This is a genomic window from Paenibacillus sp. FSL H8-0537, assembly GCF_038051995.1.
Taxonomy (GTDB): Bacteria; Bacillota; Bacilli; order Paenibacillales; family Paenibacillaceae; genus Pristimantibacillus.
Window position 1 is genome coordinate 3,847,523 of the sequence record NZ_CP150290.1, and the last position, 14,547, is coordinate 3,862,069.

Consider the following 14,547-nt stretch of genomic DNA (forward strand, 5'->3'; position numbering starts at 1 on the left):
AATTGAATGGTCAAAAAGTCAGTTCTTTTCAAATGGCTGTGCTCCTTTATGTATTTTTGACTGGGGCTGCGGTCATTTATGTACCTGGGCCGCTAATTGGCATAGCTGGTGCTGGCGCATGGATATCCCTGCTGCTTTCTGGCGCAATTGGCTTTATCATTCTCATGATGCTGTTTTATTTAAGCCGCCGCTTTCCTGGACGGGATTATATTGACTACAGTCGAGCGTTAATCGGCAACGTAATGACGATGCTTTTTGGTCTTGCAGCCATCTCTTATCTATTGCCGATGCAAGCTTCTATCATCGAAGGGGTTGGCTTGTTTATGGTTAGCGCCATGATGAGAGAAACGCCCTTATACCTGTTCTCCTCTCTTGTGTTTCTCATTGCTGCTTGTACGGCACGCGCAGGAATTGAGATAATAGCACGCATGTTCTCCCTCATCATGCTTGTGACTACTTTCTTCATCATCATCGTACTTGTATTTGCGCTCCCTGAATACCAGCCGGAACAATTGCTCCCCCTTTCTCCTAAAGGGATGCTGCCAATCACTTACGGAGCTTATTTTACGTTCGGGCTTCCTTTTGCCGAAGTGACTATGTTTGGGATGCTGCTGCCATTCGTAGCAGGGGACACGTCGACAAAGCGGCTGCACCTATCCCTATCGCTTGCTCTAGCTGCCAGCATCCTCACACTTTGCGCAGTGACGGTATGCATATTAATGGTATTTGGCCAGACAGCGGCTTTCAACCCATTCGTTCTATATTCCGTAGCCCGGCTTATTGAATTTCAAGAAATTATACAGCGTATTGAATCCGTTATCGGTATGTCCCTCATTCTCGGTTCCTATATGAAGGCAACCATTTCTTTATACTTGCTAAGCTTGTATATCGCGAAGCTTTTCAGACTAAAAGACAACAATACGCTCATTATGCCGCTTGCGCTGTGCGGCTTGCTACTGGGGCTGGTCACTTACGATAGCAATACGCATTGGAACAATTTCTTAATGGAATTTTATCCACTATGGATCGTGCTTGTCATCGTTGCTCCGCTGGTCCTTGTCACCGTTGTGGCAATGCTTCGGCCAGCGAAGCGATAAAGGGCAGATTTAGAGTGGAAATTCGTTGATAAAACTGGGCACAGCTAAGAAAGGAGAGAATTTGGCTTGAATAAACAAAAGGTCAGTTCTTTTCAATTGGGCGTGCTTTTCTTTGTGTTCATGACCGGCTCCTCGATCATTTTTGTGCCTGGGCCGCTGATTGGAAAAGCGGGTGCTGCTGCTTGGCTCTCCTTGCTGCTGTCTGGATCAATCGGGTTTGGCATCCTAATGATACTGCTGTATTTACATCGCCGATTTCCCGGCCTGGATTACATTGATTACAGCCGCAAGCTGATTGGCAACGTACTGACGGTGCTGTTAGGGCTGCTGACCATCTCGTATTTGCTGCATATGCAAGCGGCTATTGTTGTAGGCGTAGGCCAGTTCATGATTGGGGCGATGATGAGAGAAACACCGATGTACGCCTTTACTTCCCTTATTTTTCTTATTGCTGCTTTTACGGCACGCGCAGGCATAGAAGTTATAGCCCGCATGTTCACCCTGATTATGCTGTTAACTTCCTTTTTCATGGTCGTCGTGCTGCTGTTTGCCATTCCTGAATACCAACCTGAACAGCTGCTTCCGATCCTGCCTAAAGGCCTGACGCCCGTGATGGCAGGAGCCTATTACACGTTTGGCTTCCCTTACTCTGAAGTGTTTTTGTTTGGCATGCTCCTGCCCTTCGCTGCGGGGAAAAAACTGAAAAAAAAGCTGATGACGACCTTGTCTATCTCCTACGCGGCAAACCTAATCGTACTCTGTGCTGTGACGGTGTGTACATTAATGGTATTCGGTACAAGCGCAGGGGCTGGACCCTATATGCTGTACTCCATAGCCCGGCTCATTGAATTCCAGGAAATTTTCCAACGGGTGGAGTCCATTATTGGCATGTCGCTCATTCTCGGCTCATATATGAAGGCGACGCTTTCCCTCTATGTGCTCAGCCTCTTTATGGCGAAGCTTTGCGGCATGAAGGACAACCATGTCATCATTATGCCGTTAGCTTTGACCGGATTTCTGATGGGGCTCGTCACTTATGACAGCAGTAGCCAATGGGGACATATTGTAACAGAAATTCATCCGTTATGGACGGGACTCGTGCTGCTCGTTCCGCTGCTTGTCGTAATGGTTGTCGCGATGTTTCGGCCGACTAAGACATAGAAGAGGAACGTAAAACTTCTTTTAAATAACCCGTCAGCTCTCTGGCTGCTTCCGCATGGGCTAATTTTCCGGGATGCTGTCTTGCTCCCCATGTTTCGTCTCTTGTATTGGGAAGCTGAAAAATGGATACCTGCTTATCCCCTGTTTGCCTGCTATAAGCGTTTACAGCTCGGTAAATAGCTGGCATCATCGGTAGACCCAGCATGCCGTAGGCCCAGATGATAGGCGCATTTGGGTTATATGTTCTAAGTTTAATAAGGAAGCGCACAACCGCCTCCTCAAATGTCATTAGATCCTCATCCTCAAATGTCCCATCTGCCTTTAATCGCTGCTTGTAAGCTTTGCCAGTCGCAGTGTCCACCCATTCTGGAGAATGAAAAGCGCCGCCATCATTCGATCCCAAATTCACGACGACGACATCTGGCTGCCAGGAGTCAAAATCATTTTTGTCAAACGCGCCTAAAGCTTTATTGTTCTCGCCAGTAAGAAGGCCGCAAACCTGTTCGTAATAATCAGGAAGATTGGCATGCGGATTGTTATCCCAGCTTGTAAGCACGCCCCATCCGCTTTGAGAAAGGACACGGTACTCTGCATTTAGCGCTTCCGCTGTCATTGCCGTATAATTGTCAACGGCGCTAAACCACATCGGAATCCAGTCCGTCTCGGCTCTCGCTCCAATGGCCCCTTCTCCAGAGGTAATGCTGTCGCCTATAAATTCGATGCGATATGGCTTTGCTTCAATCGGGGCAAATTCGCCGTCACCCTTCACAGCGTGAATCTGCAAGAGGCAGCTGGAATCGGCGCTCATCGCCTGTACATCCTTTACGATGCGAACATTTTTAATCGCGGCCTTGTTCATGCCTCTAAATATACAAACCCAGTACCTGCCCGCCGTTAACATTTGTCTGCTCACCGGCATACTGTTAATCAGGATGCTGATCCAAGGCTCATACTGGTCGTAATTCACCTCTACTTCTATCCAAAGCTCAGACCCCTGTGCATTTAATTCAACGGAGCTTCCCGTCCAAAATAACGTTAATGGAGAGAGTTTGCCTGTCGTTCTTCCATGAACCTTAAGATGAGCGATATCCGATAAAGCTTGTACCTTTAAGTGATCCTCTTCTTGCATCGTATGCGCCTCCTCATTTCTTTTTTTCGTAGATATCAATTTGATTATTATAATTATCCAGCCCATCGCTAATTTTATGAAAGCCATTCTTTTGCCAAAATGAAGCTCCTTTATGGTTGCCATGCTGAACACAAAGTCTGACTTTGTCTATACGTTGTGCTGCCAATTCGTCATCTAATAATTTCAATGCTAGCGTTCCAATTCCTGCCCTTTCATGCTCCTTATGAATAATAAGCAGTCCAATCCACGGATGAAGATCATTCGGATTTTGCGGGAGATACGTAATCATTCCAACACATGCGTTATTTTCAATCAAGTGAAACATTTTTTCGCCATGTTCGAGATTTTTCTTATTTTCCTCCCTAATATCTTCGATTGTTTGAGAACGCTTACCAATGACTAAGAGATTAAACTCAGGCTGTGAATTCATCATCGTCTTTTGAATTTTTATACTCTCTGTCGATAGAGGATCAGTTACTAACTTTAAGTGAATCAGCTTCTACACCTTCCTTAGCTTAAAATGGAGCATAATCTCACGCTAGATTCTCCCATTTCGCCCACATTTCAGGCGGATTCAGTTCGTAAATTTCGTTTTCCCTGAACATGAATTGGTGCATGATAAATTCTCTGCGTATGGTGGCGAAATCCTCGTGATAGCTTTTAATGAACGCATTGATTTCTTTTTCGCTGTATTTTCGGCCTGTCTCTAGCTCTGATACCAGGTGCTCCAAGACAATTAGCTTTTTCTTGAGCTGTGCGGGGATGTGCTTCAATTTATTGTCTAGCGTAAAAAAGTTTTTAACAACAGAAAGCTGAAGCCGCTTGTTTTTGTCATCCTCCAAAATATCTGTACCTCCTTTTGTTTTTGTGTTTGTGTTTTTATAAATCAGCTCGGCAGCCGCTGTGGCACTGTTTTTGATAAAGTAATCATTTAAAGTAAAGAAGATCGTGTTTTTCTCTCTTCGCTCATTAATCAAGCTTGCTTCACGCAGCTTTGCTGCATGATGGGTTATCGTAGCCGGGGAGACGCCTAGCTTTTCGGCTAAAACCTGGCCATTAAGTTCTCCTTCTGACAGCAAAATTAAAATTTTGATCCTTGTTGGATCGGCAAGCGCTTTATGGTAAGCGACCACTTTGTCCAATTGCATTGTTTTTCACCTCCTGATCGAATAACTGATGCATGTCATTAAACTTATGTCTAATTTCGCTGTTATCTAATTTAATAAATATCTAATTAGATATTATCTTAATTAGCTTATCAAAGTCAACCAAAGAGGAAATTTTTGCGAATCTTTTGAACAGCCTGTTTTGATTTCAGCTCTGTTCGTTTAATATAAAAGGAGTTCCCACTTTCCACTTTATAATGAAATAAAATCTAATGAATAAGTTGGAGGTATGCTGCCGGATGAACATTCCTGAAGCCTTTATTAAGCCGTTTCCCACGTATGAGGATGTTTTTTATGACGATATTGAAAATCATCGCAAGCACTTTTTGCCCATTTGCTCCATTCATTTGAAATGCATCGATCCTGAGCTTGATGAATGGCTGCATGTCGTATCAGCCAAGGAAATTTATGAGGGCTGTGTGGGTGACAGCACGCAAAGCTACCATACCCTTTTTACGAAAGAAGATATGCTGGGGTTTGATGTCATAGATGGCAAATACAAATTTGAGGCAGACTGGAATTACTTCACCTTGCATCAGCAGGAGCATTCAGCAGACTCAGAAATCGATGAGGACTTGAAGGCTGCCTATGCGCAAAATGAGCTGGATTATCAGATCCGAAAGCAATTTTACCAAAACAATCAGAAAGTTTACCCCTATTCCCGACTTAGCGAAGAATTCTCCTCTGCTGAGGAACTGCTAGCGGATTTTAACAAAAAGCAAGCGGATGGTTGGGGACTAAGCTATCCCGAGATTAATGGAATATGGGATGATATCGCATTTATGTCCGATGAAGCCCAAGGGTATTTACAAAAGTATAATGAAACCGTAGAAGAGCTGCGCAGATTCGAAAACACCAATCTCCTTCATGTTCCTAAAAAAGCAAACGGAGAGGTCTTTGATTATATCGGCTCAATAACCGGCTATTATTTTCAGGCTTATGGCGCAGATAATGTATTTTTGTTTTATGATAAAGAGCTGCGCAAGGCTGTCATTTGCTTTGAATACACCTAAGCTTGTCCCTCTCTTTCAGCGGTAAAAGCGGCGACCTTCGCCTCCATCTGATCTCTCGCATCAGCGAACTGCTTGTGGCGGTGACCGTTAGCCCCGGAAGGATGGGGAAATCCCCATAAGCAGCGCTTTTCCTCTAGCGTATCCCCCAGTACCTTGCTGTCAACAAGCTCTTTGAGCATCGTTTCCACCGTTTTGCCTAAAGGAATGATGAGCGGCTTATGCAGCAGCTTCAGCTCAGCCTTAATAAATTTCAGCGCATAGGTATGCAGAAAAGCATGGCTAGCAAGTGGGGGCTTATGCCCCGTGTAATTTTTTCCAGCTACAAATACCGGATATTTGAGCAGCGAAGTCGTATGCAAGAGCGGATTATTTTCAGCAAAGAGAGCCTCGCTGTCTGGAAGCCCAAAATACTCTGGCAGCTTCAGGCTATCCAGCATTTGCATCAGGTTGCGGCGCATCGCACCGGAAAATCTGGCGGCGATTTTGGCTGCTTTGCACACCTCGTCCGCCGATTTATTTTGCTCCAATGCGAGCTTTGCCGTTCGGTAGGCCAGTTCCATCTGGGTCCAGCCGGGCGTAATACCGACAATTAAAAGGCTCGCCGAGTTGTTCCGGTATTCGTTATGCGGGGCGTAAAACATTTCAACCTCCCCCTCACGATCGATAAGAAAGTCCGGAACAAGTAAATCAGCAGGCTCATATCGGGACTTAAGCGGCAGCGATTTTATAAACGGCTCATAATGCAAATATTCAGTGGATAAAGACAATGGCTTACCTCCCCTCTCCCTTCCTCTGTAACCCTCCTGCTTAATTCCTCACTTTAAAAGACACCGTTGTGCCTTGGCCTGATACACTTTGAATAAACAAGCCTTGTCCATACATTTGCTTTAATCGCCGATCCACGTTTAGCAATCCAATTCCCTGCCGCTCGCTGGCACTTCTATCCAATAGCTTATCCAATACCGCCGCATCCATGCCGACACCGTCGTCTATAATCGCAACCTCCACCTGATCATCGCGTTCGGACACTTGCACTGAAATACTTCCGCCCGCAGCACGCTTCATCACGCCATGCCTCACCGCATTTTCGACTAATGGCTGGATCGTCAACGGCGGAAGCATACTTTTTAGACTGGCCTCCACCTGCCAATGAAGCTGCAATTTATTGCCGAAGCGCTGCTGCTCAATATATAAATAGGAACGGACAAAATCCAGCTCCCGCTCCAGAGGAATGAGCTGCTCTGAATTTCTAAAATCAAAGCTCGACCGCAAGTAGTTGCTGAACTCCCAAAGCAGCACATGCATTTTGTCCAAATCAATGACACTCAGAGCCGCAATCGCATTCAACGAATTAAGTAAAAAATGGGGCTGGATTTGCGCCTGCAGCCAGGCCGCTTCCATACGAAGCCGCTCATTCATCGATCGATTCACATGGATCAAAGCGAGCACGCGCGATTTCAGCTCTAGCGCATTCGACGGCTTCGTCACATAATCATTCGCTCCCGACAGGAAGCCTGCGGCAATATCCTCCGCCCGATTGCGTGCGGTTAGCTGAAGAATCGGCAGCTCCGAGAGAGCATAACGCTCGCGAATAAGGCGCGTGAGCTCATATCCCGACATATGAGGCATCATAATATCAGTAATAACCAAATCCCACTTTCTCGAATCCAGCAGAGCTAGTGCTTCCTTGCCGCTTGTGAGCGACACAATGTCAAAATCTCGCACGCCAAGCATATTTTCGAGCACCTGCAAATTAACCGTGTCATCATCTACCACTAATATAGCTGGACGATCTTTCGCTTGGGATGGTAGAGGTAGATGCCTATCGCCAGTGTGCTCTATTGATTGCTCCCCTAGATAGGCTGTGCTTGTGACATTGGCCGCGGCAACGAGCATTTCCGCAGACGGAACGGACGGCAGAAGCTTATGATCATGGTCATGTTCGTTACTCGCTTCTGAAGCGGCACCCATTTCTGCCAGCGGCAGCGTAAAAGTAAACACGGAGCCTTGCCCCGGCTGCGAACGGACCTCAAGCGTTCCGCCATGCAGCTCGACCAAATGCTTGCAAATACTAAGTCCAAGCCCAATTCCGCCGCCAGGTGCAGCGGCCATGCCCGAATCTCCCTGCTCATACGGTTCAAAAATCGTGCGCTGCGTCTCCTCATCCATTCCCATGCCTGTATCAGCTATGCTTATGCAGGCCATTCCGCCCTGGTGGACGCCATGGATAGCAATATTTCCCTCGCTAGTAAATTTAATTGCGTTGTGCAGCAGGTTAAACAAAATTTGAATGAGACGGTTTTCATCAGCGAGGACATGGGGGAATGCGGGTGGAATCGTATTGGTCAGCCGAATAGGCTTTCCTTCCACCATATAATGGAGCATGTCGATTACGCCAGCAGCGACGCTCTGTACTTGCTCGCTGCCTCGATTCAGCCGAATACGCTGTTCTTTCAGTTGGGTCAAATCTATCAGATCATTCAACATAAATGACATCCGGCGGCCAACCGTTAAAATAAGCTCCAATTGCTTCACGCTTTGATCACTGAGCGCCTGCTTGTCTCTATCCAGCACAATTTGCGTCATATTCAGCATGCCATGCAGCGGATTTCGCAGCTCATGGGACGTGTTCGCCAAAAAATCATCCTTTTGCTTGTCCGCCTGCTGCAGCTCCTCGGAAAACTGCTTCGACTGGGCGAAGGTATGAATGTATTGCTTAAACCAATACGATACGAACCCGAGAAAGGAGACGACCAGATCGACAGGGTAGTAGGAGCTTTCTACGCCAATTGCATCCTTTGCAACGCTCCAAATGATATTGTTCGACATCGCAGCCACACCGAGCAGCAGCGCAATCGCATCCTTATCGCTTCTCATCGCGGTTCGCAAGGTGATGACCGGATTGACGAGGAAGGGAAGAAAAACATAAATACCGAGCAAGCCAGCTACCGCTAATACATAAGAGGCTGGCGCAAGCAGCACATATACCGCCAACAACATGCCGAGCGATGTATACCAGCGAAAAATTCGCTTTTTCCGGTATTCGGTTAATAAGCGCTTCGTAAATTCAAGCATAAATATTGCAGCACCCATATAGGAAAGAAACTGGATCTTTAAGCTCCAATCATCGTTCATTGGCAGCCAGACCATCAGCAGCATATCGTCCGATACTAGGAGCCAAAGTGCAGAGAAGGTCATAGCGCCGGCGAAAAACAGCAACCCCCGCTGCCGCAAGCCAATAAAATACAAAATAAAAGCATACACAGTATGTAGTAAAAAAATAATGACGACCATCATTTGCAAATGGAGGCCAACTGCCGTTTCCTTGCTTACTGCTTTCTCCGTCCCAAAGGAAATGAAGCCAAGTATGCCGCCGGAGCTCGATGAATCATAGTTGGCTACCTGAATAACAAGCTCGATAACTGGCTTATCGGATATGAAAGACGCCGAATAAGGCACGTTGCGTGCTGTGTAGCTTTCCTCCTCTGGTGCTGGCTGTCCTGCTTGAGCCACAAGCTCTCCGTCCACATACACGGAGGAAGCCGACGGAATGTTCTTCAAGCGGATGCCGTACGTTTGGCTTTTAACTGAATCGATGAATATACGCAGACGATACGTTCCGTAACCATACGCTGAATCCGCCTGCGGGGATAACACCGTATTCCAGTTTCCAGGCACCTGAATGAACGCCTGCCCTTTGGCTGCTTCCGCATTTTCTGGGCCGCGCGTTCGTAATTGATGAGCATAAAATTCCCATTCGCCATCCAGCCTGATGGCCTCCGAGTCTGCCAGACTATACCCGCGCAAATCCAATTGCCCTTGCACGATAGCAGGATGATCAGGAGGGATGGTCATATAAATCCAAATTAAACGGATCGATATGAGCAGACAGAGGAACAGACCAGTGACGAGAACTATTTTTCGTTTAGTTAGCATAATTTCACAGGTATTCGACAGAATTTGCTAATTTCCTTCTCATTAGTCTGCCTGCATTAGAATTACTTTTGACCTATTCATAAACAGCCGTTGTTCAATGAACTCTTACATCTGGAAGCAGCTTTTCATAAATGCTCCAGCCACTCGCTTCGCCTTTGTACGTATAACCACATTGCTTGTAGAAACGGTTAAGCTTTTCATTGTTTGCAATACAATCCAGCTTAATCCGGTCTTTGCCGGAATACTGAATACCCCGTTCAACCCAAGCCATCATATCGCTGCCAAGTCCTTTGCCGGAAAACTGACGATTAACGACTAACCGGTGCAAAAAGATCGCGCTTCCCTTGCCTGCTTCCACTTCGCCCCAAAGCTTCCGATCCCAATCGCTAGGCTGCTGCTGCAAAATAACAGACCCCGCTAGCTCCTCTCCCCCTGCTTTGCGAAATGCAAAAACCTCGCCACGCGCTATCGCCCCTGCAAGATTATGGCTATCCTCTCCTTGAAGCAGGCCGCCCCACTGCGTTGAGCCCATGCCGTTAAGCCAGCGAGCTGTTTCCATAATCAACTCACGTACCGCCACCTCATCCTCGGGACCTGCTTGAAAAGCATATATGTCGTCGTTAACGGACGGATTTAATATTTTTAAACTTGCCATTGTGCACCTCGTTAGTAGGAATTTTTCGAGTTATAGTCCTATACATTGAATAGGAGTTTAATATAACATAAGACGCTCAACGAATAAATTACTTCTCCTTATTGCCTGGCGTATCCTCTTGCTTCTCCTCCTGTTTTTCAAGCTGCTTCTCAAATTGCTGTTCAATTTCCTCATTAATTTCTTTAATTTCCTGCTCGCTTAGTTTTCTATTTTCTTTTAATGTTAGTTTAACTTAATTTATATGTAGGAACTACCCATTTCTTTACGGAGCAAAAAAAAACGATAGCAGTCAAAAAGAAGCTACCGCCTCCCTCTGCCTGCTATCGTTCAACTTTAAATTATGATGACATGGAATACATAAGCTATACGATCGTTTTATATTCGGTATTAACAGTAAACGTATTCACGCCGGTATATTTGCCTGAAGCTGTTTCGGTTGTTTTTCCAGTCGGGTATTCCACTTCAAAAGTCACTGTATAGGGCACATCGATAACGCCCTGCAATAAAATAGCGGAAACCTCGATCGTTGCACCTGCTGGCAAAACGACTGGAACCTGCAGCGAAACCTCCTGGGACTCGTCTTGTGTCTTGGATTCCGAATAGCTGCGTGAGCCCTCTACCGAGATTTTCACACCCGTATCGCCCACAAGCGGCAGCCCTGCTTTAAACTCAAGCGTTTCCGACACCTTCAGCCCTCTCTCCCATTTGAAATTGTACGTTTGGCTTTTGGAAAATTTCAATGTAACTTGCTGCGTTTGCTGGACATTCGAATGATTGGTTACAAGCTGTTTGGCTGCTACGATCGGCACACTATTGATCACAATTTTGCTGTCCATTTGAAATTCCATTTTCTTGACTGTAATCTTCTTGCGATCGGGTACGAAAACCCATAATTCATTTATCTGTCCGTGGCACCATTCCCACGTAACAAGCGAGTCGCCGCTTTTAAATGGGCCGTCGCCAGGAATATTAAGCTTCTGCTCCCAATCCACATAGCTGTTAATCGCATTGTGCGTTCCGGCAACATTGTCGTCACGCCATACCATGAGACCGTTGACGTCCGCTTCTGTAACGAGCGCCTGATAAATCTTTGAGCCCTGCGTGGAGTCCTTTCTTCCGATGCATTTTCCCGTCGCTTTGTTAACGAGCGCGTAGGCATTGTCATCTCCAGCGCGCACCTTTCTTTTTTCCCACAATTGATGTTCATTTCCGTACACCTGTGGCAAAATCGTTATGCCTTCCCCACTCTCAGCCGCTGTAATAACAAGCAGCTTATTATCCGAAGTCCTCGCCTTAGAAACAATTACCTGATATTCAATTACATCCGCCATAATCCTTCATCCACCTTCCGCTCTATTTAATAAAGAATCCTCTTCGTCATCTATTCAACGTTTGCAATCGTGGATGCTCGCAGCTCTTTGACTTCTTATCTTTAGCTACATCTTGGAGTAGATCACTCAGAGAATCTAACCCTTACAGAATAATGGAAGAATGTGTCAGGAAAATGGCAAAAAAATAGAGACATTACATTTGCTTGGCTTAACCCGACATTTTATGACTGGACGTGCAAAGCAGCAGCCCTCGCTTACTCTTCTCGTCTGGTATAAAATTGGTACCCCGTTCTCCGCAAGGTGCGGATTTTTCCTTCATCCGGAGGCAAATGCAGCAGCGCCTGACGCAAGCGTTTAATGGCATGATCCACTGCCCGGTCGCTCCCGTCGTAGCCTGTTCCCCATACCTGCTCGATGATTTGCTCCCGATGAAAAATTTGATTAGGATGCTCCGTCAAAAAAAGCAGCAGCGTAAAGTCCTTCGGCGTTATTGATAGACATATATCGTTTAAGTAAACGCTTCTGTCGTTTAGATTGATTTTCAGGCTGCCGTACTGAATCTGATTTTCCGCAATTAAAGCATGCGTGCCTCTCCGCAACACAGCTTGAATGCGTGCTACTACCTCCTGCGGCTCGAACGGCTTGGTGATGTAATCATCCGCTCCACTGTTCAGACCTGCCAGACGGTCAGCAATCTCCCCTTTAGCTGTAAGCATAATGACTGGACAGACGCTGCTCCTTCGCACCTCACGAAGCACCTCCCAGCCGTCCATTTCCGGCAGCATGACATCGAGCAAAATAAGCGCGGGCTGAAGCACAGCCAGCTGTTCCAGCGCTTCTTTCCCTCGGTCAAAAATAATGCTCGCAAAGCCTGCCTTTCGTATATACGCCGCCAAAACGCGGGAAATAGCCGGCTCGTCTTCGACAATCATGATCGTTTGCAAGATTAGGCCTCCTTGGGGGAGCAATGTTACTTTCGGATGCGATGGTATCGTTGTACTCTTCAACAAATAGGGAGCAGATGCCTCAGCAGCTTGCTCCCTAATATGCTAAATTTTCCAATCGCTGCTTACTGGAATTTTTCAGCCCTTTGTGTTGTGCGAAAAATAGGCAGCCAATACACTAAGACTTTCCTCCCGTAATATCCCAGCTGTGATATCAGGCTTATGGTGAGAATTTTCAAATACGATTTGAGAGCAAGGACTTCCCTGCTCGCCCAATATACTGCACAATTCCATGTTGCTTGCGCTATATACCAGTCGCCCCACATTTGTCCAAACCATCGCACCGCTGCACATATAACAAGGCTCACAGCTCGAATATAAGGTGTATTCATGTAAATCCGTAATGTGGGTTTCCTCGCAAAATCGCCGCAGCAGCCCTGCCTCTGCATGGAAAGTTGGGTCGGTTGCCGAATAAATTTGATTTTCATTTGTAAAAACAATTTCCCCGTCTTTAACGAGTATTGCTCCAAAAGGCTCGTTTCCATGCTCAACCGCAAGCTTAGAAAGCTTGATCGCTTCTCTCATAAAAAACTCGTCTTGACTCATATTCATTTCTCCTTTTATGTAGCGTTCCATCACCATTCATTGAGCTCAAATACTATCTATTTTAACATATACAGACCATCCATTTTGCATTAGTTTCGAGGATTGGAATAGTCGGCTATTAACAAAAAAATAAGGGGCCTTCATGGCCCCTGCGTAATGCTTAAGTTATATGCCAGTCCTCTTATCCGACAATTTCAATTATTTTAATATCATCAAACTTACTAAGATCAATAAACTGATTATTTTCAAGCGCTATAAATGGTCGAGTCGGGTAATTATAGTTGTTTAGTAGAATCGTTCCTCTTCTATTGTCTGATAAAACAACCTCACAACCGATTTGGGTGGAGAGAAGCATATCCAGAAACGTCAGCCCAATGACCGAATCAAAGCGATTTAAAATAATTTGTTGATGAATTTCTTCGATGGCTTCAAAAAATTTCAGCGCAGCCCGATAAGGTCTTTCTGAGATGATATCCATATAAAAATCTGTCAAACCTACAATTTTGCTAAAATGATCCAGTCCATTCCCCTTCAGACCACTTGGATAGCCGCTGCCGTCCTCTCGTTCATGATGCTGAAGGGCGACCAGAGCAACCCGAGGCTCAACCCCCGATTGGAGTAATAGCTCGTGTCCGAGAATGGTATGCTGCTTTATAATCGCGTATTCATGAGGGTCTAACCTTGACTGTTTGGAAACGATTGCAGTTGGCAGCTTGACCAGTCCAATATCGTAAAGACTCGCCGCAGTCGTTAGCAAATCCAATTCGTTTTCTTTCAGTCCAAGCCGCTTACCTAAAGATGTCGCAATAACGGCCGTTCCTATACATTGCCTGTACCGGTAATCGTCCTGTTCCTTAAGCTCGGAAAATAACTGAAATAGATTATATCGCTTCGCTATTTCCTTTATAAAGGGAAGAACTTCTCGTTCAAGCTCATCGATAGGAACAATCCCGTTTTGGCGAACGAACTGATCCATATCGTTAAAATGCTGCTTAGCCCTTTCATATGATTCTCGGATGGTTGGCTTTTGTTTAGGTGTATGCTCAGAAACCTCCTGATTCAGCTCAGAAGCATTCGCATCGATAGTTTTGACTTCCCCGATTTTGATCTTAAATTTAGCAAGTCTCTCGGTGTGACTTTTTAGAAGAATAGTTCCCTTTCTGATTAAAAGCGTTCCCTTTGTGTCGCGGATGCTTTTCGTTAGTGTTTTACCGATTAATTGTTCATAATCTTTAACTAACAATGATAGTTCCTCCCTAAGTGGATTACCTATTCTCTAATATGGATTCCTGAACACTGGTTAAAAAAATATTCGGAAATATATCTGGAATACATTAGCAATTCCAAAAAAATGATCTATAAGAATCATATTTCTAGAATTAATCATCAGTTAGACCATGACTTTAAAACTATATCTTTATTTGTTCATAGGCATTAAGAACTAATATATAAATTAGAGCTGCACCTCGCAGAGGAAGCCTTCATTGCAAATTTATTTTAGGGCCGTCG

At 45.5% G+C, this 14,547-nt stretch carries 13 protein-coding genes; 3 read left to right on the forward strand and 10 right to left on the reverse strand.

Features of this window, described 5'->3' with window-relative positions; all coding sequences use genetic code 11:
* The first annotated feature begins 2 nt into the window (after window positions 1-2).
* Together MHB80_RS16135 and MHB80_RS16140 are read left to right on the forward strand one after the other, a co-directional pair.
* Window positions 3-1,097, forward strand: coding sequence for a GerAB/ArcD/ProY family transporter (locus MHB80_RS16135; protein WP_341277954.1), 1,095 nt, complete (start codon window positions 3-5; stop codon window positions 1,095-1,097).
* 66 nt (window positions 1,098-1,163) lie between these two features.
* Window positions 1,164-2,258 carry a GerAB/ArcD/ProY family transporter gene (locus tag MHB80_RS16140; protein WP_341277955.1) on the forward strand — a complete coding sequence of 365 codons (1,095 nt, stop codon included), beginning with the start codon at window positions 1,164-1,166 and terminating at the stop codon, window positions 2,256-2,258.
* Here MHB80_RS16140 and MHB80_RS16145 read toward each other — a convergent pair.
* The 3 genes from MHB80_RS16145 to MHB80_RS16155 form a co-directional block, all read right to left on the reverse strand.
* Window positions 2,248-3,387 (reverse strand): SGNH/GDSL hydrolase family protein, encoded by a 1,140-nt coding sequence (locus tag MHB80_RS16145; protein WP_341277956.1) that lies wholly within the window; start codon window positions 3,385-3,387, stop codon window positions 2,248-2,250. The two genes, MHB80_RS16140 and MHB80_RS16145, sit on opposite strands and share 11 nt — an antisense overlap.
* A 13-nt stretch (window positions 3,388-3,400) precedes the next feature.
* A complete protein-coding gene (locus MHB80_RS16150) occupies window positions 3,401-3,820 on the reverse strand; it encodes a GNAT family N-acetyltransferase (RefSeq protein ID WP_341277957.1) in 420 nt (139 codons plus the stop codon).
* Between the two features lie 100 nt (window positions 3,821-3,920).
* Window positions 3,921-4,535 (reverse strand): metalloregulator ArsR/SmtB family transcription factor, encoded by a 615-nt coding sequence (locus MHB80_RS16155; RefSeq protein WP_341277958.1) that lies wholly within the window; start codon window positions 4,533-4,535, stop codon window positions 3,921-3,923.
* Between the two features lie 257 nt (window positions 4,536-4,792).
* Here MHB80_RS16155 and MHB80_RS16160 point away from each other — a divergent pair, with 257 nt between their 5' ends.
* Window positions 4,793-5,566, forward strand: a complete 774-nt coding sequence (locus MHB80_RS16160; RefSeq protein WP_341277959.1) for a siderophore biosynthesis protein — start codon at window positions 4,793-4,795, stop codon at window positions 5,564-5,566.
* On the opposite strand, the gene MHB80_RS16165 is transcribed toward MHB80_RS16160, so the two are convergent.
* The 7 genes from MHB80_RS16165 to MHB80_RS16195 all read right to left on the reverse strand — a co-directional run bounded on the left by MHB80_RS16165 (window position 5,563) and on the right by MHB80_RS16195 (window position 14,281).
* Entirely contained in the window at window positions 5,563-6,333 is a 771-nt protein-coding gene (locus tag MHB80_RS16165; RefSeq protein ID WP_341277960.1) for a uracil-DNA glycosylase family protein, read from the reverse strand. The two genes, MHB80_RS16160 and MHB80_RS16165, sit on opposite strands and share 4 nt — an antisense overlap.
* A gap of 40 nt (window positions 6,334-6,373) precedes the next feature.
* Window positions 6,374-9,502, reverse strand: coding sequence for an ATP-binding protein (locus MHB80_RS16170; RefSeq protein WP_341277961.1), 3,129 nt, complete (start codon window positions 9,500-9,502; stop codon window positions 6,374-6,376).
* Window positions 9,503-9,596: 94 nt separating this feature from the next.
* On the reverse strand, window positions 9,597-10,157 hold the full coding sequence (locus MHB80_RS16175; RefSeq protein WP_341277962.1) for a GNAT family N-acetyltransferase: 561 nt from the start codon (window positions 10,155-10,157) through the stop codon (window positions 9,597-9,599).
* 362 nt (window positions 10,158-10,519) lie between these two features.
* A complete protein-coding gene (locus tag MHB80_RS16180) occupies window positions 10,520-11,488 on the reverse strand; it encodes an ETX/MTX2 family pore-forming toxin (protein ID WP_341277963.1) in 969 nt (322 codons plus the stop codon).
* Between the two features lie 254 nt (window positions 11,489-11,742).
* Entirely contained in the window at window positions 11,743-12,432 is a 690-nt protein-coding gene (locus MHB80_RS16185) for a response regulator transcription factor (RefSeq protein WP_341277964.1), read from the reverse strand.
* 138 nt (window positions 12,433-12,570) lie between these two features.
* Window positions 12,571-13,074, reverse strand: coding sequence for a nucleoside deaminase (locus MHB80_RS16190; RefSeq protein ID WP_341277965.1), 504 nt, complete (start codon window positions 13,072-13,074; stop codon window positions 12,571-12,573).
* 145 nt (window positions 13,075-13,219) lie between these two features.
* Entirely contained in the window at window positions 13,220-14,281 is a 1,062-nt protein-coding gene (locus MHB80_RS16195; RefSeq protein WP_341277966.1) for an HD domain-containing phosphohydrolase, read from the reverse strand.
* Window positions 14,282-14,547: the final 266 nt, after the last annotated feature.

What these genes read in the sequence shown, in the direction of transcription:
- MHB80_RS16145 (WP_341277956.1), bottom strand. Translation starts at nt 3,387, where the DNA reads ATGCAAGAAGAGGATCACTTAAAGGTACAAGCTTTATCGGATATCGCT.
- MHB80_RS16150 (WP_341277957.1), bottom strand. Translation starts at nt 3,820, where the DNA reads ATGATGAATTCACAGCCTGAGTTTAATCTCTTAGTCATTGGTAAGCGT.
- MHB80_RS16155 (WP_341277958.1), bottom strand. Translation starts at nt 4,535, where the DNA reads ATGCAATTGGACAAAGTGGTCGCTTACCATAAAGCGCTTGCCGATCCA.
- MHB80_RS16160 (WP_341277959.1), top strand. Translation starts at nt 4,793, where the DNA reads ATGAACATTCCTGAAGCCTTTATTAAGCCGTTTCCCACGTATGAGGAT.
- MHB80_RS16170 (WP_341277961.1), bottom strand. Translation starts at nt 9,502, where the DNA reads ATGCTAACTAAACGAAAAATAGTTCTCGTCACTGGTCTGTTCCTCTGT.
- MHB80_RS16175 (WP_341277962.1), bottom strand. Translation starts at nt 10,157, where the DNA reads ATGGCAAGTTTAAAAATATTAAATCCGTCCGTTAACGACGACATATAT.
- MHB80_RS16180 (WP_341277963.1), bottom strand. Translation starts at nt 11,488, where the DNA reads ATGGCGGATGTAATTGAATATCAGGTAATTGTTTCTAAGGCGAGGACT.
- MHB80_RS16190 (WP_341277965.1), bottom strand. Translation starts at nt 13,074, where the DNA reads ATGGTGATGGAACGCTACATAAAAGGAGAAATGAATATGAGTCAAGAC.